22 protein-coding genes are annotated in these 23,196 nt (G+C 54.0%); 5 read left to right on the plus strand and 17 right to left on the minus strand.

Annotation, left to right across the window (positions count from 1 at the left end):
- Positions 1-55: 55 nt before the first annotated feature.
- The 3 genes from ileS to E3E26_RS03445 form a co-directional block, all read right to left on the minus strand.
- Positions 56-3,253, minus strand: coding sequence for an isoleucine--tRNA ligase (gene ileS / locus E3E26_RS03435; protein ID WP_167899899.1), 3,198 nt, complete (start codon positions 3,251-3,253; stop codon positions 56-58).
- A gap of 427 nt (positions 3,254-3,680) precedes the next feature.
- A complete protein-coding gene (locus E3E26_RS03440; protein ID WP_167900144.1) occupies positions 3,681-4,055 on the minus strand; it encodes a hypothetical protein in 375 nt (124 codons plus the stop codon).
- A 63-nt stretch (positions 4,056-4,118) separates the two neighbouring features.
- Positions 4,119-4,949 carry a DMT family transporter gene (locus E3E26_RS03445; protein WP_167899900.1) on the minus strand — a complete coding sequence of 277 codons (831 nt, stop codon included), beginning with the start codon at positions 4,947-4,949 and terminating at the stop codon, positions 4,119-4,121.
- 115 nt (positions 4,950-5,064) lie between these two features.
- Between E3E26_RS03445 and E3E26_RS03450 the strand changes: the two genes are divergently transcribed.
- Genes E3E26_RS03450 through E3E26_RS03460 form a run of 3 tightly spaced genes read left to right on the plus strand, consistent with a single transcriptional unit; the run spans position 5,065 to position 7,717 of the window.
- Positions 5,065-5,595 carry a 4Fe-4S dicluster domain-containing protein gene (locus E3E26_RS03450; protein WP_167899901.1) on the plus strand — a complete coding sequence of 177 codons (531 nt, stop codon included), beginning with the start codon at positions 5,065-5,067 and terminating at the stop codon, positions 5,593-5,595.
- A 4-nt stretch (positions 5,596-5,599) separates the two neighbouring features.
- Positions 5,600-7,471 (plus strand): aldehyde ferredoxin oxidoreductase family protein, encoded by a 1,872-nt coding sequence (locus tag E3E26_RS03455; protein WP_167899902.1) that lies wholly within the window; start codon positions 5,600-5,602, stop codon positions 7,469-7,471.
- Positions 7,472-7,495: 24 nt separating this feature from the next.
- Positions 7,496-7,717: a MoaD/ThiS family protein gene (locus E3E26_RS03460; RefSeq protein WP_167899903.1), complete on the plus strand. Its 222-nt coding sequence runs from the start codon at positions 7,496-7,498 to the stop codon at positions 7,715-7,717.
- Here the strand turns inward: E3E26_RS03460 and E3E26_RS03465 are convergent, their stop codons facing one another.
- Positions 7,718-8,026, minus strand: a complete 309-nt coding sequence (locus E3E26_RS03465; RefSeq protein ID WP_167899904.1) for a hypothetical protein — start codon at positions 8,024-8,026, stop codon at positions 7,718-7,720. It abuts the gene before it with no gap.
- Positions 8,027-8,154: 128 nt separating this feature from the next.
- On the opposite strand from E3E26_RS03465, the gene E3E26_RS03470 reads away from it, so the two are divergent.
- Positions 8,155-9,891, plus strand: coding sequence for a glycoside hydrolase (locus E3E26_RS03470; protein WP_167899905.1), 1,737 nt, complete (start codon positions 8,155-8,157; stop codon positions 9,889-9,891).
- A 129-nt stretch (positions 9,892-10,020) separates the two neighbouring features.
- Positions 10,021-10,164, plus strand: coding sequence for a hypothetical protein (locus E3E26_RS03475; RefSeq protein WP_167899906.1), 144 nt, complete (start codon positions 10,021-10,023; stop codon positions 10,162-10,164).
- On the opposite strand, the gene cca is transcribed toward E3E26_RS03475, so the two are convergent.
- The 13 genes from cca to E3E26_RS03540 form a co-directional block, all read right to left on the minus strand.
- On the minus strand, positions 10,161-11,528 hold the full coding sequence (gene cca, locus E3E26_RS03480; RefSeq protein ID WP_167900145.1) for a CCA tRNA nucleotidyltransferase: 1,368 nt from the start codon (positions 11,526-11,528) through the stop codon (positions 10,161-10,163). The genes E3E26_RS03475 and cca overlap by 4 nt on opposite strands.
- 2 nt (positions 11,529-11,530) lie before the next feature.
- A complete protein-coding gene (gene thpR, locus E3E26_RS03485; protein WP_167899907.1) occupies positions 11,531-12,085 on the minus strand; it encodes an RNA 2',3'-cyclic phosphodiesterase in 555 nt (184 codons plus the stop codon).
- Between the two features lie 52 nt (positions 12,086-12,137).
- Complete coding sequence (locus E3E26_RS03490; protein ID WP_167899908.1) at positions 12,138-13,001, minus strand: hypothetical protein; 864 nt, start codon at positions 12,999-13,001, stop codon at positions 12,138-12,140.
- Between the two features lie 22 nt (positions 13,002-13,023).
- Positions 13,024-13,578, minus strand: coding sequence for a hypothetical protein (locus tag E3E26_RS03495; RefSeq protein ID WP_167899909.1), 555 nt, complete (start codon positions 13,576-13,578; stop codon positions 13,024-13,026).
- Between the two features lie 212 nt (positions 13,579-13,790).
- Positions 13,791-14,255, minus strand: a complete 465-nt coding sequence (locus E3E26_RS03500; protein WP_167899910.1) for a phosphoribosyltransferase — start codon at positions 14,253-14,255, stop codon at positions 13,791-13,793.
- A gap of 137 nt (positions 14,256-14,392) precedes the next feature.
- Positions 14,393-17,125, minus strand: a complete 2,733-nt coding sequence (locus tag E3E26_RS03505; RefSeq protein WP_167899911.1) for an adenosylcobalamin-dependent ribonucleoside-diphosphate reductase — start codon at positions 17,123-17,125, stop codon at positions 14,393-14,395.
- A gap of 190 nt (positions 17,126-17,315) precedes the next feature.
- Complete coding sequence (locus E3E26_RS03510; RefSeq protein WP_167899912.1) at positions 17,316-17,750, minus strand: ferritin family protein; 435 nt, start codon at positions 17,748-17,750, stop codon at positions 17,316-17,318.
- Positions 17,747-18,553 carry an HAD-IIA family hydrolase gene (locus tag E3E26_RS03515; protein ID WP_167900146.1) on the minus strand — a complete coding sequence of 269 codons (807 nt, stop codon included), beginning with the start codon at positions 18,551-18,553 and terminating at the stop codon, positions 17,747-17,749. Before E3E26_RS03515 ends, E3E26_RS03510 begins: the two co-directional genes overlap by 4 nt.
- Positions 18,554-18,593: 40 nt before the next feature.
- On the minus strand, positions 18,594-19,190 hold the full coding sequence (locus E3E26_RS03520) for a TasA family protein (RefSeq protein ID WP_167900147.1): 597 nt from the start codon (positions 19,188-19,190) through the stop codon (positions 18,594-18,596).
- 83 nt (positions 19,191-19,273) lie between these two features.
- Positions 19,274-20,263 (minus strand): DUF1616 domain-containing protein, encoded by a 990-nt coding sequence (locus E3E26_RS03525; RefSeq protein WP_167899913.1) that lies wholly within the window; start codon positions 20,261-20,263, stop codon positions 19,274-19,276.
- 180 nt (positions 20,264-20,443) lie between these two features.
- Positions 20,444-20,998 carry a hypothetical protein gene (locus E3E26_RS03530; RefSeq protein ID WP_167899914.1) on the minus strand — a complete coding sequence of 185 codons (555 nt, stop codon included), beginning with the start codon at positions 20,996-20,998 and terminating at the stop codon, positions 20,444-20,446.
- A complete protein-coding gene (locus E3E26_RS03535; protein WP_167899915.1) occupies positions 20,995-22,278 on the minus strand; it encodes a DUF58 domain-containing protein in 1,284 nt (427 codons plus the stop codon). Before E3E26_RS03535 ends, E3E26_RS03530 begins: the two co-directional genes overlap by 4 nt.
- The gene (locus E3E26_RS03540) at positions 22,275-23,195 is read right to left on the minus strand and encodes a MoxR family ATPase (protein WP_167899916.1); all 921 of its coding nucleotides are present in this window, start codon (positions 23,193-23,195) and stop codon (positions 22,275-22,277) included. The genes E3E26_RS03535 and E3E26_RS03540 overlap by 4 nt, the downstream gene beginning before the upstream one ends.
- Between the last annotated feature and the right edge of the window lies 1 nt (position 23,196).

Raw genomic sequence — 23,196 nt, forward strand, 5'->3', positions numbered from 1 at the left:
CTATACTCGCCACAGTTCTTCTGGGTAAGATGCTTTAAAGGAAAAGGGAGAGAAGTCAAACCTTCTCAATCCCTATCTTCGCCTGAACCTCGGGCCACTCGACGACGTAGCCCTTTGCTTCTCCAAAGACTACCTCAACCGCCCTGGTTTCCCTCTTTACGTAGTCGAGGTTCTCGCTAAGAAGCTCGCGGTTCTCGTCGGTGGTCTCTATGGTGACGATTATCCTGTCGTTGACGTCGAGGTCGAGCCTCTTCCTCATCTCCTGTATTCTCCTGACGAACTCCCTCGCGAGGCCCTCAGCGAGGAGCTCCCTGGTGAGGGTCTTGTCCACGAAGACCCTTCCGCCGTCGAAGTCTTCGCTGACGAAGAAGTCTGGCAGCTTCTCCTCTATGCTGAGGTGCTCCCTTGTGAGGTGGAAGGTCTTTCCTTCGATCTCGACGTCCATCTCGCCGGCCTCGTAGAGCTCCCTGCCGTGCTCGGCTATCCACTGGGAGACGAGTCTGGCGTCGCCCTTGAACTCCGGCCCGACCTTCGCGAAGTTCGGCTTTATGATGAGCTCGCGCTCGACCTTTTCTACAACGACCTCCTTGGCGTTGAGCTGGTCGCGGAGTATTCTGTTAAGCCTATCGACTGCCTTGACGACGGTTTCATCCTCTGTCTCTATGATTATCCTCCTAACTGGGTAGCGGAGCTTTATCTTTGCCTTCTGTCTGGCACTTGAGCCGGCCTCGACTATCTTCCTTACGGCTTCCATCTCCTTCTCGAGCTCTTCATCGATGGCCTTCTCATCAGCCTTGGGCCAGTCGAGCATGTGGACGCTCTCAACGCCAAGGAACGGCTTGAGGAGGTTCTGGTATATCTCTTCAGCTATGTAGGGCGTGAAGGGTGCCATAAGCCTCAGGAGGACGTTGAAGACCTTCCAGACGGTGTAGTAGGCAGCTAACTTGTCCGGGTCGTCGCCTTCAACCCACATGCGCTTCCTGATCAGCCTGATGTACCACCTGCTCAGGTCCTCGACGACAAAGTGGTATATCGCCCTCGTCGCCCTGCTGAGGTAGAAGCTCTCTATGCCGTTCTCGACCGCTCCGATTAGGCTGTTGGCCCTGCTTAGTATCCACCTGTCCTCCTCGCGGAAGGGCAGCTCTTCGGGGTTGACTCTCGTTGGGTCGAAGTTATCCAGGCTCATGTAGGTGGCGCTCAAAACGTAGACGTTCCAGAGTATGTTGAGCATCCTCTTGACCTGAGCCAGGCCCTTCCAGCTGAACTTGAGGTTCTCCCAGGGGTTGGTGGCCCAGAGCATGTAGAACCTGAAGGGATCCCTTCCCTCCTTCTGGACGACCTCCTCCGGCCTTATGATGTTGCCGAGGCTCTTGCTCATCTTGTCGCCCTTTTCATCGAGGACGTAGCCGTGCATGGCGACCTTCCTGTAGGGGACCGTGTCAAAGGCTATAACGCTGGCCGCCTGCTGGGAGTAGAACCACTTGGTTACCTGGTCTTCACCCTCTACTATGAAATCCGCAGGCCAGAGCTCCTTGAAGAGCTCCTCGTTCCTCGGGTAGTCGAGGGAAGCCCAGCTGGCTATTCCGCTGTCAAACCAGACGTCAACGACGTCCTTAACGCGGCGCATCTCCTTGCCGTTGACCTTTATGATGAATGCATCCACGTAGGGCCTGTGGAGATCCTCCGGGCCGAGCTTCTCTTCAATGACCTTGAGCTTCTCTTCGTAGCTCTCCGGCAGCTCTATTCTCTCGCCGTTCACCTCTATGGCCACCGACAGCTTTACGAGCTCCTCAAAGCTTCCAACGACGTATATCTCGCCGTCCTCGCTCTGCCATATCGGCAGGGGTATTCCCCAGTAGCGCTGTCTGCTTATGACCCAATCTCCGGAGTTCATGACGCCGTTGTCGTACCTGACCTTCACCCAGTCGGGGTACCAGGTCACCTTCTCGTCGTTCTCCTTGATTATCTGGTCTTTGACCTTGCTCACCTTGAGGAACCATTGGTCGGTGGCGCGGAAGATGAGCGGCGTCTTACAGCGCCAGCAGTGCGGGTACTTGTGCTCTATCGTTCCGGCCTTGACGAGGTAGCCCTTCTCCTTGAGGTGGTCTATGATCTCAGGATCGGCGTCTTTGACGTAGACTCCCTTCCATCTGCCCTCCACGTATCTGCCCTGGTCATCAACTGGTGAATATGCCGGAAGGCCGTACTCCCTTCCGACTTCGAAGTCCTCCTCACCGTGGCCCGGTGCGGTGTGAACCAGTCCGGTACCATCCTCAAGCGTCACGTGCTCGCCGAGGATAACGCGGTGGGCCCACTCGTACCTCTCGCGGAACTCCTTCTGAGTTGGGTACTCCTCCATAAGTATGTGCATGTAGCGGAGTCCCTCGAGGTCTTCACCCTTGAACTCCTCGACTATCTCGCCCTTAACGCCGACCTCGGCAAGAACCCTCTCGACGAGGGCCTTCGCCATTATCCAGTACTCCTCGCCGTTCTCGGTCTCGACCTTAACCTTGGCGTAGTCGTATTCGGGATGAACTGCAACCGCGAGGTTGGCCGGCAGAGTCCATGGCGTGGTGGTCCAGATGAGAAGGTACTCGTTGTCTTTGCCCTCAACCGGGAACTTGACGTATATGCTCGGATCCTCCCTTATCTTGTACTCACCACGAACCTCGTGCTCAGCCAGGGCCGTCTCACAGCGCGGGCACCAGTGCAGAACCCTCTTGTCCTTCTCAAGGAGGCCCTTCTCCCAGGCGCGCTTGAGCGTGAACCAGCCCGATTCTATGTACTCGTTCTTTATGGTCATGTAGGGGTTGTCCCAGTCCATCCATATGCCGAGCATCTTGAACTGCTCGGTCATCACCTTGAGGTTGTTGAGGGCGAACTCCTTACACTTCCTTATGAACTCGTCAACGCCTATCTCGGTCTCTATGTCCTTCTTGGTCTTCAGGCCGAGAGCCTGCTCGACCTTGACCTCTATCGGTAGGCCGTGCATATCGAAGCCCGGCTGCCTGCGAACGTTGTAGCCCTGCATGGTCCTGAACCTTATCACCATGTCCTTGATTATCTTGTTCCAGGCCGTTCCGAGGTGTATGGCACCGCTGACGTAGGGAGGCCCGTCGAGGAAGTAGTACTTCGGGCCGTTCTGGCGCGCGGCTTTCACCTTCTCATAGATGTTGTTCTCCTTCCAAAATCGCTCAACCTTTTCCTCAAGCTTCCCTGGGTTGTATTCCCTAAACTCTGGCTCCCTTATCATCTCAAAACCCTCCAGAAATGATCTTTACGATAGACTAACCCAGAATAGGGGGATTCAAGCAAGGGCCACGTAACGGGCGAAGCGAAGGATAAAACACTCCCCCCTCATGGGCATCGGGGCAAAATTGGGAACTTTCCTTATAAGGTTTTTGGATGGGAAGCGCTACGCGTCTCTCATTTTCCAAACGTTCCCTCCTGATTTTGGCTTGCTGGAGACTAGTGGAGAGAAGTGTGCCCTCCCCGACCGACCCCAGGTCACTTCTCCCAGGGGCGTGAGGGGGAGGGCGCGGTGATGATTATCTCTCTAGAGAATTTAAACCTCACGGAGAACTGGGTGACGTGAAGAGCACGGTGAGAATTGGGGGGTCCTCTAGAGGCTTGTTTACTTGGCTTGTGTCAAAAGAGGGGATTAGAAAATCGAAAGGGGCTTACTCCGTCTTCACCTGCCTCTCTTCCTCCGGCTCGCCCTTTCTCCTGCTCTCATTCTTGATGACCTGGATGACGTAGTCTATGAACTTCCTGACCTCTTCGAGGTCTTCTTCGGGGATGTCCTGGATCTTCTTGTTCTTCGTCTTGTATGTGAGGAGCTTGAGGAGTGCGAGCCTGCCCAGTGCAGTCCTGGTGCTTATCTCCCCCTCCTTCCAGTCGCGCCAGATGGCGTTGGCTATTCCATAGAACTCGGGGATGCTGTCCAGTCCGGGATCTCCGACATCGAGGACTTCCTTACCCAGATACTTGTAGCGCTTCTCCTTCTCTTCCTTTGAGAACTCCTTCGTTTTCTCCTTAATGTACGCGTGGACCATCTTCATCACCTCCAGAAGGGGATACGTGAAAGAATTTATTAACCTTTTGTTGGTAAATACTTCTCAGCTCTCTTTTCTGACCTCGTTCCATATGCCTGCCATAATCAGCGCCGCGCCGAGGTAGCCTTTTGGGCTGAGCACTTCCCGTATCGTGAGGAAAGCCGCTATATGGCCGAAAATGGGCTCTGCGGAGTATATGAGGGCTGCCCGATGGGCCTTGGTGTTCCTCTGGTGCTTTACCTGGAGGGTGAACGCTATTACCGTCGCGAATACGGCGGTGTAGAGGACACCCAGCCAGGGCATTGGGTCCCTTGGAACCACCAAGGGCTCAAAGAGCAGAGCAAAAGCTAACGAGAAAACGAAGTTCCAGAGTATCTGCCAGAAAGCCAAGCTGAGATAGTCCTTCTTTCCAAAGCGCTGAACGAGGACTATCTGAAAGGCAAAGCTCAGAGCGCAGAGGACGGTGAGCAGATCACCGTAGTTAAAGTTCAGACTGGCCCCGGATATGAGATAAAGGCCGGTCAGCGCCACGATCAGGGAAAGAACGTCCCGCCCCTTCAACCTGTCTCCGAGCAGGAAGTAGGCTATAAACGGCGTGAAGACGACATAGAGCGACGTTATGAATGCCGAGTTCGATGCCGTCGTGTACTTCAGACCGACTATCTGGAAGCCGTGGCCGAAGACGAGGGTTAGACCGAGGATGAAGCCTTCTTTCAGAGTCTCCTTCCTGAGAATCCGCGAGCGGAAGAGAATGAGCATCAGGAGGGAAGCTACGCCGAAGCGGTAGGCCAGAAACAGTATGGGTGGCAGGTAATCGAGGCTAACTTTCATTGCAGGAAATGTGAAGCCCCATATTGCAGTGATGCCTAAAAGGATAAGCTCGGAGCGGTTCATCGCAGGTTTATCATGTTCGACATTTATAAGGACTTCTGCTTGTATAAATGCCAATCTGAGCGTTTTCACAAGAGTTATATAGTTTGGGTTCCACTTTTGATATCAGGTGTTCCAGATGAGTGACGCTGTGTCCGATGAGAGGATGTGGATACTAATAACTCCCGACAAGTGCAGCGGATGCAGGCTCTGCGAAGTGGCCTGCTCACTCGAGCACGAGGGTGTAATATGGCCAGAGGCATCGCGCATAAGGATTTTTGAGGAATTCCCAGGCGTTAACGTCCCACATACCTGCGTCCAGTGTCCTGACTATCCGTGCGTAAACTCATGCAACTTCGGAGCCCTGAGCGTTGATGAGAAAACAGGGGCCGTTCTCGTGGACGAGGATAAGTGCACCGGATGCGGCGCATGTGTCTTGGCATGTCCGGGCAATGTCCCAAGGATTCCTGCCGGCAAGGAAAGCGTCGTTATCTGCGATCTATGCGGAGGCAACCCCAAGTGCGTGGAAGTCTGCCATGAGGCCGGCCACGACGCCCTAAAACTCATTAGGGGCAACTACCGTTCAATATACAGGACGTTCGCAAAGGATCCGCTCGAAAAGACCGACGATTTGGCGAGGAAGCTCTACGGGGAGGAGCTGATGGGGTGATACCATGTACGGCTACACCGGAAAGCTCTTAGACGTTGATTTGAGCAGGGAGAGCGTGAAGGTAGTTGAGCTCGATGAAGATATGAGGAAGTTCTACGGAGGCAGGGGGCTGGGGGTTTACATCCTGTGGAAGGAGCTCGGTAAGGACTGGGAAAATATCGACCCCCTTGGCGAGGAAAACCTCCTGCTCATCCTCACGGGCCCCCTGACGGGATACTATCCGGGCATGAAGACGGCGGTTGTTTCGAAATCGCCCGAGAGCAACGGCGTTGTGGGGAGCGTCCTGAGCAGCGAGGTTGGACTGGAGCTGAAAACAGCCGGCTACGACGGGATAATCATCAGGGGAAGGGCAAAGAGCCCGGTATATCTCTTCGTGAACGATGATACCGTTGAAATCCGTGATGCTTCCAAGTACTGGGGCATGGGTGGAGTAGAGCTTCATAAAACTCTTCTCAGGGAAGTTCACGAGGAGATAAGGAAGAAAGAGAAGCTCAAGGGAATCCCGAAGGAGCCCGCCATGATGTACATTGGGAAGGGTGGGGAGAACAAAGTCCGCTTCGCCGCGATAATGGCAAAGATGATGCACGCCGCTGGCTACGGTGGCTTTGGGGCGGTGATGGGCAGCAAGAACCTGAAGGCAGTTATTGTTAAGGGGAGCAAGGCCCTCCCGGAGGTCTATGACAGGGATAAAATCAAGACCATGCTGAGGGAATTCTGGAGTGAGCTGTTCCAGATGACAACCTTCAGGGAGTGGGGCACCGGATCTGGCGGCTACAGCGTAGGAAAGGACCGCTCGAGCCAGCCGGTAAGGAACTGGCAGGAAGAGTACCATGACGACGAGAGGATAAGCGTGGTAAACTTCGAGAACAAGGCCTGGGTGAAGAAGTACTGGGCCGACTACGGCTGTCCCGTTAACTGCATGAAGATTTCATACCTCCGCTACGGGCCGTATAAGGGAGCCATCACAGACGCCCCGGACTACGAGCTGATGGCCTACATGGGGACCAACCTCGGCATCTTCGAGCCCGAAAAGATAGTCTACCTCTCCTACCTAGTGGATGAGCTCGGGCTCGATGGAATAAACGCCGGCAACGTCCTCGGCTTTGCTGCCGAGCTCTACCAGAGAGGCATCCTCACGGAGGAGGACATCGGCTTCAGGCTTGAGTGGGGCGACGAAAAGGCCTTTGCAAAGCTCTTAGAGCTCATAGTCGAGAGGAAGGGCATCGGTGAAATCCTCGCGGAGGGAACCTACCGCGCGGCGCTTAAGATAAGCGAGATGAAGGGGGTTGATGCCACGAAGTACGCGGTTCACGTCAAGGGGATAGGCGTCGGTGCCCATGGGGTTAGGAGCGATCTCGACTACACCAAGGATATAAGCTACGCAGTCTCCGTTCAGGGAGGCGACCACACCGCGACGGCTGGCCTTCCGGCGAGGAGCTACGAGGGTGAGCTCGTGAATGCCTTCTACGACTCTGCAGTGGTCTGTATGTTCGTCACCAAGCCGGGCTTTGAGAGGATCATAGAATTTGGAAACGCGGTTACTGGCTTTGAGCTCACTCCCGAAAAGTGGTTCAACGAGACCGGCCTGAGGATAATCCACCTCCAGAGGATTCTGCTCCTTCTTGGCGGCCCCGACACCTACTGGGACCCGAGGAGGGATGACGACAATCCACAGCGCTTCTACGAGCCCCTGCCGAGCGGTCCTGTTAAAGGCAAGGTCCCAAGCAGGGAGGAGATACGCGCGAAGGTGAAACAATACTACGATGAGGTCGGCTACGACGAGCACGGCATTCCGAAGGAAGAAATCCTCGAGGAGCTCGGCCTTGGCGAGGCAAAGCGCGAGGTTAAGCGCATAAAGAAGCGCCTCGGCCTCTAACCTTTATTTTTCGGAGGTGGTTCAATGAAGGTCATGCTGGTTCTCTACGGCGAGGTGGCCCTTCGCTTCTCACCGCGGATGGAGCTTGATATTGGGGAAGGAACAACCGTAGGTGAGCTTCTGCGGGAACTAGGGATAAGCGCCGCCGAGCACCACATACTTGTGAATGAGAGGAAGGTCAATGAGGGTTACGTCTTGAAGGACGGCGACGTCGTTAAGCTCCTCCCTGTGGTCTATGGAGGGTGATTACTCCCCCGGCCCGTGGACGCAGGACATGTTCATTGCAAGGAGCATCTCGACGTAACCAGATTCTAGGTTCCCCTTTATCTTCTCCGCGAGTGCCTTGAACTCATCAAGCGTCAGTGGTCTCTTGGTTTTGAGCCATTTGATTTTTCCGTCGTTCTTATCAAGGACGACTATCTCTCCATCCGCGATGAGCGGGACGTAGTTCATCTTGATTCCATACATCTCCTCGGCGAAGGCCATCTTGGCCCTGAGGAGCTCGAGATAGTTTGCCAGATCCTCTCCGAGAAGCTTTCTAAATTCCTTCTCCATCCTCCCACCGGGCTTAGTTGGATGCTCAGATTTATTAACTTATCGGCCAGATATGGGTAGAAATAATCTCTAAAGAGCACTCCCGAAAGGGCAATAAACCTCAATGATGTATCACCCATGGTGAGACCATGCGCCCGAAGTGTTTTATGAAGTACGCCCACCACTTCCATGCCTACCAGCCTGGTGATATGGTTTATGTCAGGGACGGTGATGGGAGTAAGCCAATAGAGTACGAAGAGCGCAAGAGTCCGGTCGCCATAAAAATCCGTGGGGAGGAAGTCAGGGGCGAGAACTGGACGAGGGCAATGCTCTATTCCTACGAACACATAGCCGATACACTCTCGCGGATGAAGGGAATAAGCATAGACATTGAGCCGTTCACCTTTCTAATGCTCCTCCGCTACCACAGGAAGGCCTTCGAGGAGACGGTTTTCCTCCTGGAGAAGTTTGACGCTGTTCCGACCACACCCTTCCATCCAATCGTCCCGCACCTCGACGAGTTCGAGCAGCGGATTCTGGCGAGGGTTTCCTTTGACTTCTACGCTCCACTTACAGGCAACAAGCCTGTCGTTGGCTACTGGCTTCCCGAGGCTGTCATAACACGGAGGAGCGCCGAGATAGTCGAGTCCTCAACGGACAAAAGGCTCGTCTTCCTCCTCGACGAGAGGCAGCTCCTCTACGACTTCCCTCAGGCCAAATACTCCTGCAACCGCTATTCTAACTCCTTTGTCTTCGGTCGCGAGTGGGGACTGAGCGATGCCTTCGCCTTTAACACCCTCGACGTCCCGGGACTGATAGAGGGAACCCTCGGACGGCGGGACGACTATAAGGAGAGCTTGGGAGTTCCGTACTTAGTTTTCACTGCCAGCGACCTTGAGAGCCTCCTCGGAAATCCGGCCCAGCTCGACCGCTTCACAGCATGGATGGAGGGTCTCGAAGGGAATGGTGTCGAGAGAGTCTCTGCCATGGAGTTCGTTAAGAAAAAGCTCACTGGTGAGTTCAAGCGCCTCGAGGGAGAATGCGAGTTTGAGATGGGTGTCAAGGACTACTCGGCTTGGAGCGACTACTTCGACTTAAGCCTCGACGGAAAGACGAGCGATTCAAGGTGGCTGGGCTACAGAAGGGCCGATGGAAAGGTCTTTGCCCGCGAGGTGGAGGGGAGGAGGATAAGCCAGCTCTGGAAGGTCGCCTTCACGCGCCTTTTTGAGGAGCTAAACAGGATCGTGAGATTGGGCGTGCTTGAAGGTTTGAAGGATTTCAACGCCAACGCCGAGGAGTTCCTCGTGAGATACGCGAGGATTTTCTTCAAGGATTACTATGACTACTTTGGCATTGAAACTTCAATGGACTACGTCCTCGAGCCAGCGAACGGCGAGAAGAAGGCCCTGAAGCTTGGAAGGATATACTACCTGATGCTCCTGGCGAACCACTCATGTCCGCGCTTTTGGGAGAACCTCGACACGCGCGTGGCCTTCGGCAACGTCTCTGTAATGGCGAAGGCCCTCATCGAGCTTATGGATTACTTCAACGACGAGAGGATGAACATCTTCGTCGAGGCCTACCTGAAGCTCCTGAACTTCGGTAGACTCTACCACCTTTGGGACCTCGGCTCATTACCTGCTCTCGAAGGCTGGGAAACGAGCGAGAAAGCGTGGAATAGCGCGCTGAAGCCGGAGGTACCTAACAGCGGCTACAACGTGGTGACGAGGGCCGCCCTCTACGTCGGAAAGAGGGACATGAAGGGAGAGCTTAAGGCCCTGATCGGGCCCTACAACCTCGAGTGGGCCGTTGCCGACACTGGTCACATCCCTGGTGAGAGGCACGGACACTGGGAGAACCCGGGGTGGTGCGAGCACAGAAACTGAATATTCTGACTTCAAATTTTCTTTATTGACGCAAGCAATGCCAAAACACGGTGATGCCGTGGGTGCAATCATGGAAACCGAGAAGGAGGTTGGCAAAAGAAAACTGCTTCCTTCATAAGGTGGTGCTGAGTGAAGGAGTCCAAGTCCTCTAGAGAGAACTCTTTCATACTGGGGCTGATATCTGGAACTCTGAATGGGGAGGAGTATTTGAAGTTGAAACGAATACTGGAAGAGATTGAAAAGCTGTTCGATGAACGGGAGCTTCGGCCTTAGCCCTTTAAATCCCACTTTTTCCTGCTCAGGAAGAGGTATGCCTCCCTCTCGAGCTCCCCTGGAACGTAATCCACCAGAATATCAGCGGAGTGGATGAACTCTCTTACTTGCTTGCCTAGGGCAACTTGATTCTTCTCCAGGAGCTCTACGATGACGTCGACGATGCTCTCCTTAACCCTCTTTTCCGCATACAGCCTCTTTCCAATCAGCCAGACCCTCTCGTTCTTCCGGTAGAAGTCCCAGCCCCTCTCAGTGAAGAACTCCGGGCCGGGTTTTATGGTTATCTTCTCGCGCACTATTCTGTCCAGCTCCAGCATGATGAACGCTTCCTCCCCAACGTAGCCGTAGTCCCAGCCGAGAACCCTGAAGTTCTCCCTGCCCAACGCTTTCTCGAAGCCTTTGGCACTCCTCTCCAGCTGCGGGAGGATCAGGTCATCAACAAGCTGGGGCTTTTTGAAGAGGAGCGTGACAAGGTGTGTTCCCTTCCTTCTGAGCTCTCCGAGGTAGTTCTCTCCCGCGCTCTCCGTCGGGAAGAAAAACTCTACGAGGGGCTCTTCCAGAAATTGATGGGCCTTGAAGTAGAACCTCCCGAACTTCTCCCAGCCCAGATTTGCAGCGACGTTCCTCCTCGGGTCAACGGGATCTATGACGATGAGCGGCTTGTCCCCTTCAGCTTCCCTCTTAATGGTCTTCATGGCTATTTCTGGCTCACTCTTGAGCCAGCCGGCGGGGTCTATTATCTTCTGCCTCAGCATGAAGTCGGCCTTCTCCAGAACGTCCAAGAATGAGCCGTACTTGATAATCAGGATTTCGGCAAGGTAGCCCGAAAAGCCTCTCACGTAAATCTCGCTGCCGTAGGCGTTTATTCCCTTGAGGAAGCGCTTCAAAAGCCTGACATCGTCGTTTCTGCCGTTGAGGTTTTCAAGCACCCACTTCGTGTGGAGTATGGAGCGGTCAACTGCCGTTCTGACGTCCTTCCAGCTCTCGACGTCGTAGCAAGGGACTAGATCAACCTTAACCCCTTTATAGCGGGCTCTCACGTAGGGGTGCTCCGCGTAGGCAACTTCGTAGTTATCGAGCCTCTCCGCTATGGCCTTACCGAGCTCAAGGCCCTTCCCGCGGAGCTCTTCGAGGGGAGTGTCGAGGGGAAAGGCCAGGAAGAGGTCAACGTCGTGGTCACCGGCGAGGTAGGTGTCCTTGGCGAGGGAGCCAACGAAATAATGTTTAACGTCAAGGCCGAGCTCTTCGGCCCTTCCGCGGGCTATGTTCTCGATCTCCCGCATTAGGCCCTCAACAAAAGCCCTCTCCTCCTCGTTCGGCCTGATTCTGGTGAGGACCTCTCCGATAACTTCTTGAACCATCACCATCACTCCGCCAGCTCGAACCTCGCCACGGTCTCGTAAATCGGGCCCTTGGGAGTGAGCGTGCTCTTCTTCAGTTCTATAGCCTCGACCTCAAACTCCCCGAAGTCCTCGTTGGCGAGGTCTTTGAGCGCCATCGCCAGCTCCAGCTTGTCCCTCACGAACTTGACGCGGCCGATTGTGATGTGGGCGACGAAGTCCTTATCCTTCTTGAAGCCCAGCCTTCTCATGGCCTTTTCTACGTCCTGGGCTATCGCCTTTATGCCCTCGTCGTTCTCTATTCCCGCCCAGATGACGCGGACGTAGTTCGGGTTGGGGAAGAGGCCGATGCCCTTGACCCTAACGCGGTGCTTCTTGTGCTTCTTCGCTATTTCTGCCAAAGCCCCCTTCACTTCCTCGGCAGTTGCCTCGTCGATCTCGCCGAGGAACTTGAGCGTGACGTGGAAGTTCTCCCTCTCGACGAACTTTATTTTGGCGGACTTGTTACCTATTCTCTCCTGGGCCTTCAGAAGGTTGTCGCGAACCTCATCGCTGACATCTATCGCTATGAACGCCCTCATAACACCACCGAGAAAAGTTGGGGGGGAGGAGGTTAAAGGGGTTGTGATGAACTTAACCTCCACCCAGGATATAGTAAGGAATCCCTGGAACTTCCCACAATTTTCCGTTGTTGCAATCTTTGATTTTAAATTTTAGCGAGATGATAGCATTTTCTGCTGGAGTCCCGATGCGAAGAGGAACGATTAGGGCTATAGCTTCACCCGGTTTGATTTCTAGTCCACTTTGGGGGATAACTTTTGCTTTTTTGATATTTGGAACGTCAAGATCTTGCGGTGGAGCATTCTCTGGTATCTCCTGATAATAGAAACCAAGTATCTCTATCAAAGGGCTATTGGCATTGACATTTGTGATCCTGATGCTCCCGTTTCCGATGTTTTTGAATACGGTATAGTAATAAAACGTGTCGTTTGGTGTTATATTATCACTCAAGTAGCTTCCGGCATAGGGATAATAAATTGATTTTATGCCTTCGAAGGTGTCGTTGGTAACTTCAAGCTTCACTCTTCCAAGCTTTGAGGAGACCGACCATGAATTCGAGGTTATCCTTATAGTCACATCTGAGAGGTCATAACTTCCTGGAGATGTGGGAACTAGCATGATGGTAATGTCTCTGCACCTCCAACTTTTCAGCCTGTTGGGACAGGAGATGTCCCTAATCTCCGTTTTTCTTTGGAGCCCTATGGGGATGTTCTTAACGTCAATAGAAAATCCCTGAGTGGGCTCTTTCTCCATTAGAATGCCATGGAATTCTAGTGTTGCGTTGGTTCTAATGAATGCATATCCTACATAGTCATAACTGAGACGGGTCATGGGTTTTTCTGTGGGATTTTCATTGTTTAAACTGTCCTGAATCATCCATCCCGTGATGAAAAAAATAGAAACTATAGCTATAGCCAACATGGCCTTCTTTCTCATTTCCACTTCACCTACCCACTCATTAACCCCCCAAGTCAATTGCTCTGAACTCTATGTGGTCCCATTTGGATGCATAAACTGTTTTGTGTTCACCAGTGTTGTGCTCTCGTCCCCACCTATCGACGTAGTATTTCGTTTGAATTACTCTTTTTGTTTTATATACGTCTCTATACTGGATTGCTAAGTGTTGGTTGGGATATTTGTAGTGGTATGTGGCACTTCTTTCAACACTACCTGACTTTGTTACGTCAAATCCCACCGCTACACTTAGTTTATACCGGGATACTTCAAGTTCGCCGGAGATAGTATTGTGCCAAGTGTATGAACGTCCTTCTGTGAATGCGCATGTCAATGAATCTGGGGGAGAGCCATATCCACTTACGCAAGTTCTCCAAGCTCCATATGTGGTGTAAAAACTGCTTGTGTACGTAATCTTCCAGATGTACTCTTCTGGAACCCAAATAACGTCTTTGGGTGTCTCCCCTGGGAAATTTTGAGTCGCTGCTGCCGCGCTCCCTGCCGTCACTCCGACCATCAGCAGTCCCAGCAGGACTGCGAACAACGACTTCCACTTCACAAGGTTCACCTCACAACGATTTTTGCATCATATTTTAACCAACTTATCCTTATAAATTTTTCCTTTTACTTTAAGTAAAAATTTTTCCTTTTTTTTCGAGTGTGAATTTATTCTAATCTCTGTTTTTCTCTTAGAACCCGTCAAAAGAAGCTTGAGTAAAAGAGTTGCATGAATATGCAACGGAGAGGAGAAGTGAACTAAAAGTCAAAACCTCACTCCCTCACAACAACAGGGAACTCTTCCCAGGGGAAGACTATCCACTTGTCGGTCCTGAAGACGTAGAAGTCAGGAACGACCTTGGTCCAGGGCTTCATGCTGAGGCAGGCGACCTTTACCTCCTTGGCGCCGGCCTTCTTGACCTCCTCTATGACAACCTCGAGGGTCTTGCCCGTGTCGCTGACGTCGTCGACGATGACGACCCTCTTTCCATCCAGCGAGCCATGCAGCGGTATTGTCACCACGGGTTTCTCCATGTGCTCCTCTATATCCTTGTAGAACTTGACGGCTATGACCTTGACGTCAACGTCGCCGAGGATGTGGCTGAGCCTTACAGCGGGAATAAGGCCGCCCCTGGCGACTCCGACTATGACGTCGGGCATGAACTTCTTCCTCAGCTCTTCGGCGAGCGCGAAGACCGCCCTGTCAATCTGCCACCAGGTGAAATAAACCTTGTCCATATTAACACCTCCGAATAGCGCAGGTTGGAACGGCCCTTAATTTAAGGCTTTCGTCTGATGGGGAGAAGTTAAATCTGTGAGCTTAAAAAGCCTCCGTTAACAGGGAGATGTCAAAGCATAAGGAAAAGGGGGAGAAGTCACCCAATGACGCACTTGCTCCAGCCGCAGACGGGGCAGGTGGCGCAGCCGCTCTCCATTTTCAGCTCGACGAGCTTTCCGTCCTTCTCATAGCAGACTGGACAGTAAGTGACCCCTAAGAGCTCCTTTATCTTCTCCTCGGGAATCTCCGGCGGCTCCCTGTGGTGCGGATGCTCGCGGGCCTCGGGTTTGATGGCCTTTGTCATGTTCAGGGAAAAGCTGAGTGCTGGTGCTTCTTTCTTTTCCTTGCCGTTGGTGCCGTTGAGTATGCCCTCGACGTTGATGAACTTGGCCAGCCACGGCTCGGCCTCAACGACGGTCTTGAGCTTCTCGACAGCGTAAGCGCTCGGTTTGCTCTTGATGCGCTGCTTCTTCTCTCCTTCAACGCTGTAAACCTGAACGCTGAGCGAACCGTCGCGATAGACGGTTATGCCCTTACAGCCGAGCTTGTATGCGAGCAGGTATGCCGCCTTAACGTCCTCGACGGTGGCATCGTTCGGCATGTTGATGGTCTTGCTCGCTGAATCGGTGAGCCAGAGCTGGATGTTGGCCTGAGCCAGTATGTGGTCGAGCCAGTGGATGTCCATCGAGGTGACGAAAACGCGCTGCATGTCCTCTGGGATTTCCTCGAGGCCCTGGACACTTCCGTAGTTGTCGTTTATCTTCCTCAGTATCTCGTCGCTCCAGAGGCCGCGCTTCTTCAGCTCAGCCTCGAAGACGGGGTCAACGTAGTAGAACTCGCCAACGGTGACGCTCTTCTTGTAGACGAGGGCAAAGATAGGTTCTATACCACTGGAGGTATCGGCTATCATGCTGACCGAACCGGTGGGCGGACAGGTGGTCACCATTCCGTTCCTGACGCCGTACTTCTTGATTTCTTCAACCAGCTCGTCCCACGGAAGGGTCCAGACCTCCCTGTGGTAGTAGCCCTCGACTGGAAGCTCCCCATCCTTGTATCTCGTCTTCTCGTAGAGCGGGAAGGGTCCGCGCTTTTTCGCGGCCTCAACGCTGTATTTGTATGCGTAGAAGGTGAGGTACTCAGTGGCTTTCCTCATGAAGTCGTAGCCTTCCTTGCTGTTGTAGGCTATGCCGAGCTTGAAGAGGGCATCGGCCAGGCCCATCATTCCGACGCCTATCCTCCTCGTCAGCTTGGTGTTGTAGTCTATCTCCGGGAGCGGGAACTTGTTGACGTCGATTGCGTTGTCGAGGTACTTGGCGACCTTCTGGATTACATAGGCGTACTCGTCCCAGTCGAAGTAGGGCTTGCCTTCTTCATCGTACTTGACGAACTTGGCGAGGTTTATGCTGGCCAGATTACAGGATTCGTACTCGTAGAGGGGCTCTTCTCCGCAGGGGTTGGTCGCGCGTATCTTTTCACCTTTTGCGGGCTCTAAGACGTTCCTCCTGTTGATGACATCGAAGAATATAACTCCCGGATCGGCCTTGGCCCAGGCCATAAATGCTAACTCCTCGAAGAGGCTCTTCGGGTCGATCTCTTTGACCTTCTCGCCAGTCCTCGGGTTAATGAGCGGATAGCGCTTGCCTTCTCTCAGAGCCTCCCAGAAGTCGGCCCATATGCCCACGCTGATGTTGAAGTTGGACAGAACGTTCGTTCCGATGTTCTTCTCCTTGGCGTGGATGAACTTCTCGATGTCGGGATGCCAGACCTCAAGAATTCCCATGTTCGCGCCCCTTCTCACTCCACCCTGCTTTATCACGTCGCTGACGGCATCGATGAGGTGCATAAAGCTGACAGGGCCGGAGGCCGCTCCAGTTGTGGTTCCGACGAGGTCTCCCTCGGGGCGGAGTTTGGAGAAGTTCAAACCGGTACCGCCGCCCATCTTCTGTATTATGGCCACATCGTGCGCTGCCTTCATTATGCTCTCCATGTCGTCCTCTATTGGGACGACGAAGCACGCTGAGAGCATCCCGAGCGGTCTTCCTGAGTTGATGAGGGCCGGCGTGTTCGGCATAAAGGTCTGGCTCGTCATCAGGCGGAAGTACTCCTCTACTTCGTCCTCGTACTTGTCAAAGGCCCCGTTCTCGAGCATCTTGATGACTTCGTCGATGGAGACCTTCATCTGGCCCTTCTGGGCGAGCTCGCGGTAGAGGTTGAGGAACCTTTCGAAGTGGTACTTGTTGAGCTTGAACCTGCCGATTGAGAGTTTTCTATCGTACTCGTCGAGCCTCTCCATGTATTTCTCGACCTTACTTAGGTCCTGCTCGTGGTTTCCTTCCCTGTCGAAGACCCTCTCATCATAGAGCAGATCAGGGATGACCGCCAGAATCGCGACCCTCTCGAAGAGCTCCCTTGGGCTCTCAATTATTTCTCCCTTCTCGTTCTTGATGAGGTAGCGAGAAGCCAAAACACGGAGGGCGTTGATGGAGAAGCGCTTGTCTATCTCGTCGAGCTTGTCTTTGTTGAGTATCTTCTTCTTTTCCTCCCTGATCTCGGCCTTCTTCTTACGGTAGAGGATGTAGGCCTTGGCAACGTCGAAGAGACCCACTCTCATCAGTTCAAGCTCGACTATGTCCTGGATGTTCTCTATGTGGGGCACCTGCCCGTCGTAGAGTTCGTTCACCCTTTTGACGACCCTCCTAACGACTCTGTTGAGAAGCTTCTCGTCACGGACACCAACTTCAAGCATTGCCCTTTGGATAGCCCATTTTATACGCTCTTTATCAAATGGGACAATTCTGCCGTCCCTTTTCATCACTTTTTCAACGGCCATATAAACACCCCTGACGTGCAGTTGTTTATCGTTGCCCCCATTAGTAGAAGCATCAGCACAACTTTATGGCTGTCACCCCTACATATACCTTACCCCGGTGGCCTTTGCCGAGGTGACAAATTTATGCCCCTAAATTTGCCTGCGGGGTAAGGAGGTAGAAAAGGGAGATGTCGGACAAATTATCCAAACGTCAAAGCCCTTCGTAGACCAGCCTGAGCCTGTAGGCGTGTTTGAGCTCCTCACTGGCCATCATTCTGAAAATCTGGCTGAGAGAGCCCTCCAAGATTTCAGAGAGCTTCGTGTAGAGCTCGTAGGCGTGCTTCTCCCTTATCAGCGCCTCGAGTATCAGCTCCTCGAGGCTCTCGGGCTCGGCCCTTTCGTCGCTCAGCATCGGCTCCAGCGAAAGTGAGTCTAGGTAGTCTATAACGGCCGTGTCCTTTAGGGTTCCCTCGGAGAGCATCCCCTCGAGGGTCTTCCTGTGTCTGAGCTCCTCCTCGGCTATGAGACGGAACGTCTCGACGAACTCGGGCCTTTCGTAGGTGGCGAACGTTTCGCCGAGCTTGTACAGGTTGTAGAGCTCGTTCTCCTGCCAGATGAGTCTTTCGAGCAGCTCACGAAGGTTCATTCTGAAGCCTCCAGCCTGACCTTTAGGTATTCGAGCAGCTCCTTAATGCTCGGGAGGATCAGGTCGGGTTTTACCTCGCTCTTCTCAACGTCTTTCAGCGTGCTGACGCCCGTCAGGACCATTATCGCCTTCATGCCAAATCTCCTGGCGAAGGCTATGTCCGTGTCGAGCCTGTCGCCCACCATCCATATCTCGTCGACGTCACCGAGCTTCTCCCTGACGACCTCGTAGGCGGGTTCGTTGGGCTTGCCTATTATGAGGGGATCAACATCCGTCGATGCCTTCAGCGCCGCTATAATCGACCCCGCTCCTGGATAGAGACCTTCCTCGGCGGGATACGTTGTGTCCGGGTTGGTTCCTATGAACTTCGCTCCCTTTCTTATTGCCAGCGTTCCGTACTTGAGCTTCTCGTAGGTTAACTCAGGGTCGAGGCCGACCACGACGTATTTGATATCCCTCCACCTCTCCCTTGCTTCCTCGAGGCCCATCACGGGCCAGCCCATCCTCACTACTTCCTCTTGGAGTCCTTTCCCGCCAATGACAAAGATGGGGCCTTCCTTAAAGTGGGTCTGGAGGTACCTGGCGGTGGCGTAGCCGGAGGTGACGATACGCTCTTCTTCGACGTCTATTCCCATCCCGAGGAGCTTCTCGCGGTACATCCGGGCGTTCTTGGTGGAGTTGTTGGTAAGGAAGGCGAAGGGGATGTCCCTTTCTTTCAGGAAGTTTACTACCTCCCGCGTGCCATCTATGGGCTTATTGCCCCGGTATATCACGCCGTCCATGTCGAAGATTATCCCGATCATCGTGAGCACCTGAAGAAGAAAAGGTGGGGAGTTTAAAAGCTCACTGCTCGGCGTTTATCTTCATGTCCACATCCACCCTGTCGGTCTGGCACTCGTTGCCTGCCTCTGGGGAGAACCTTACCCTCATGACGACCTTCAGCACCTCACCCTCGCCAAGGGAGCCTTTGAAGAGCTCTATCTCCTTCCCGTCAAGTTCCTTTAGGGTTTTGCCCACTACCTCTGCCAGGTCGGTGGTTATATCCCCATGCTGTACCGAGAGGCCGGTTATCACGAGATAGCCGCTCAGCTCGCCCCTATCCGTGGTGTTGTCGACCTCCTTCTCGGCGGGAGGGAGGGCACCGTCCTCCAAGTCATTAATGTAAAGGGTCATCGTAATCCTTGAAACCTCGAGGTCCCCGCGGTTCTTCACGTAGAATGTTACTGCCCTCTCGTCGCCCGGCTTTAAATCCGAGAAGTCGAAGAGCTTGAGGTCGTTGTAGAATCTTTCCCCGTCCTTGCTTATGCCTATGTCAAACTCTCCCGAGGAGATCTCGTTGTTCTCCGAGAGAGCAACGTCTGTGAAGATGGAGCGGGAGAATCCCGCGAGCGCAACCAGCAGCAGAAGGGCCCCGGCTAATACTATCTTCTGGTGTCCCATTTCCACCACCGATAATAGTATTCGGTGACGATTACGTATGGCCAACTTATAAAGTTTTCTCTCAAAATAGTAAGAAATGAGACTCAGGAGGTCACCTTCACGTTGAGCTTGAGGCTCTGCACCGTGCCGTTTATCGCCTCAAGGATGAGGTTCCTGGCATCGGTTTCGGCGTAGTTCCCGTCCGGCGGTGCCGGCGGAAGCTCTGGTGGCTCGTCCTTGAAGAGGAGGAACCAGACCTGCCACTGGCCGGGTTTATCGATGCTGAAGGTGTAGTTGGTCTCGAACTGGGGAGTCCAGTTGCCCTCGATGTTGACGGGAACGTCCGGCAGGGTGACGTTGAACCAGCCCTGCATAGGGTACATCTCGTATATTATCGTCGTGTTGGTCGTGTTGTCCCACGTCAGGTTAACGAGCCATATCTGGACGTAGTAGGTTACGTTCCTGTGCTCGTGGTTGACTATGCCGATTATCACCCTTCCCTCCTGGCCGACTCTCAGCTCGGTTGGATAATCGGCGGCCTTGCCCTCCGGCCCAAGGATGTAGAACTCCGTGAAGGCCTCGCCGGGCTTTGGGTGGGTTATGACGTAGCCCAGGGTGCCTATGGAGGTTATGATGGCGATTATCAGGATCACCGTGAGGGCCTTGTCGAGCTTGCTCGACTCATCCCACTCGAGCTCATCCTTTATCCTCTCGAGCGTTATCCATGGAATCCACGGCTCGAAGGCCTTTGCCCTGCGGTAGATGGCGATGATTGAAAAGGCAATGTTGAAAATCGTCAGGCTGACGAGTATCGGGATGAGCCTTATGCCCCAAGGGGTGTAGTTGAGGCCGAGGCCGATGAGCGGGACGATGGCTATGCTGAGGCCGAAGCTGAGGGCGAGCCTCTCGAGGTTGTCGAGCTCCTTCCTGTTGGGGAAGAGGGCGGTTATGAAGACATATCCCGGGAAGAAGAGGACGAAGGCTAATCCGAGGGCTTTTCTGAGCAGGCTGTCCGGGAAGAAGGCTATCAGGAGGTCGAGGATCAACGACAGGGCGATGATTGTGAGCAGATCCCAGTAGTCTTTGAGCTTCATTCACTCCCCTCCCTTTGGACGGGGTTGTCCGGCTTAAAACCCTTTCTTCCAAACCAAAGGGTAAGGTGAGCGCTTGGATGCAACCATTCTGGATTGGGCCCGGCTGGGATAGAGGAGGGCAGACTTCGGTAAACCGAAAAGAGGATTGTAGTGAAAGCCAGCGAACAAAGGAAAAACCCATCACTTCTTTCCAAAGAGCCTCACCTCGAGGAACTCGACGTCTTTCCGCTCGGCGAGGAGTATGAAGAGCAGGCCGAGGCCTATGAGGACGAAGGCCTGACCCACTGGGTCACTGAGGCTGTCCTTTGTCAGGTACATCACTACGGCAGAAACGCCCAGCCAGCCGGCGAGGTAGGCAACAACTTTCCCGAAGTGCCTGTAAGTCGAGTAGGTGACGACGGCCAGGAGGGCTATGAGGAACGTGTAGTCCGTGAGGGCTGAAGCTATGAGGACTGCTGAGAGGATGAGCTCCTCTTTTCCGATTTTAACCCCTCTAAGGACGTCGTCGAGTGCAAGAACCGTGGAAAGGGCCACGAACCCGGCAAGTCTTAGTCCTTCCCACGTGTAAATCGAGATGCCCGGGAGCGAGACTGTCATGAGGAGGACGTAGAGATAGAAAGCGGCCAGTGAGAGGTCCCTGTCCCTGAACCGCAGTACGTAGGCCGGTATAACCAGGAGGAAGACGTAGTTGCGGAGTGCTATTCCGGTCAGGATAGTCGCTATCAGCCCTATCACAGCCTACCCACCACCCTCGGAAGCACATCTTTGGGGCCCACTTCAACGACCCTTATCCCGTTCATGACCTTCCTCATGATGGCCTTCCTCTCGCGGTAGCCGCGGTAGAGGACCTCTATCTCCCCCTCGGTGAGTTCGTCCTTGTTGACGAAGAGGATTGGGTTTGGATATATGAGAACCGCCTTTGAGCCCTTCCTCTCAAGCACCCTTGCCGCCTTTAGTATCTCTCCCGGGTGGATGCCCAGGTCATCGACCATTATCACATATGCCCCGTTCTCGACCTTCATGGCAGCCTTGAGCGGACCGGAGGCGGTGGAGCCGCGCTTCATCTTCAAGATCAACCTGCCCATCTTTGAGGGAGACGATATTCCTGCGGGTTTGAGCGGAGGCAAGCCCCTCTCGCCCCTGAGCCCGAGCTCGGAGATTGCGGTTAACGGATCCCTCGCGTACTCAATCACCTTGACGATGTCGTTCTCGTCGTAGGCTATCAGCTTCACGCTGTGGCCGAACCTTCTGAAGTATGTGAAGAGCTGGGTGATTATCAGAACGAGGTAGTCTATTTTACCGGCCTTGAGCTCCCTCCGGAACTTACTGTCCACGTTGACGAGCAGGTACACATCGGCCAGGGTTTCCCTCTTGAAGACCCTGACTATGAGGGTGTTGAGCCTCGATGTGGCCTTCCAGTCGATCTTGGTTATGTCGTCCCCCGGGAGGAACTCCCTCAGCTCCTCGAAGTCGAGGGTTTCCGCCCCGATTCCAAGCGCGCTCTCCGCTTCGGCCAGGGCTTCGACCTGGCGCCTTTCCTTAAGAGCCTCCATTATGCTCTTCGGCGACGGAAAGACCGTCATTTCTCCGTGCTCAACTACCTGAAAGTCCCTCTTGAACAGCCCAAGCTCGTCCTCAAAGGTTGCCTCGGCCTTGAGCGTTATCCTGCCCTTTGACTGGGGCACCACCGTCTGCTCGAGGTACTTTCTCTCACCGGGATTCAGGAATACCTTAAGCTCCTTCACAAAGACACGCCTTGAAGTTTCCCGTATCCTCAGGAGGCCCTTAACCCGCGAGAGGTTCTCGACTTTGATTCTGGCTTTTGCAGGTTCCCGCTCCATTCCCCTGTTGGGGACGGTTCTCTCGACCCTGACGTTGGGTTCGAAGCTCAGCTTGGCGAGGGAGTAGTGGGCCATGATCCCGACCGCTATCAGCGCCGCCGCTGGGCTGCCCGTCAGGTAAGCGGCCGCTGAAACCACCGCCGCGAGGGAGAGCAGGACTTCCGCCCTTTTCATTCCGTTGGCACCTCTACCCTTTCGAGGACTTCCCTCACTACCGCCTTCCCGTCGATGCCGTCCACCTCGTACTCCGGTTTGACGACGACCCTGTGGGCCAGGACGGGAACGGAGAGCTCCTTGACGTCGTCCGGGATGACGTAGCTTCTCCCTTCAAGGTAGGCTTTGACCTTGGCGGCGTAGAGGAGATGTTCTCCAGCTCTCGGCGACGCTCCGATGATGACCCTCTCGTCGAGCCTGGTTTCTCTGACGATAGAGTAGATGTAGTCGATTATCGCATCACTCACGTGAACCTTCATGGCTTCCCGCCTAGCCTTGGCCAGCTCGCTCCCGAGGACGACCTGGCTTGCCTCCGAGAACTCGCCGCGGCTCTTCCTCCTGAGCATGACCTTCTCGCTCTCCTCCGGGAGGTAAGTGAGGTCGATCTTCATCATGAACCTGTCCACCTGCGCCGTGGGAAGTTCATAGACTCCCTCCATCTCCACAGGGTTCCTGGTTGCGAGGACGATGAATGGATCCGGGAGCTTGAGAGGGAGGCCCTCTATGGTGACCTGCCGCTCCTCCATCGCCTCGAGCAGAGCGCTCTGAGTCTTGGGCGACGCGCGGTTTATCTCGTCGACCAAAACAACGTTGGCGAATATCGGGCCCTTCCTTATCTTGAACTCCCCGGTGCGCATGTCGTAGAAGGTGTGGCCGATTATGTCTGCCGGCAGTATGTCCGGCGTCATCTGTATCCTCGAGAACTTCAGTCCAAGGGTCTGCGCGAAGTTCTTGCTCAGGGTCGTTTTCGCTATTCCGGGGACTCCCTCCAGGAGTATGTGGCCGTTGGCTATCAGCGCTATTGTCATCAGCTCGACCACGTCGTCCATTCCGACTATGGCCTTTCCAACCTCGGCCTTAATCTTCCTGAGTATCATA

The sequence above is a fragment of the Thermococcus sp. LS1 genome (genome assembly GCF_012027395.1).
Lineage (GTDB): Archaea > Methanobacteriota_B > Thermococci > Thermococcales > Thermococcaceae > Thermococcus.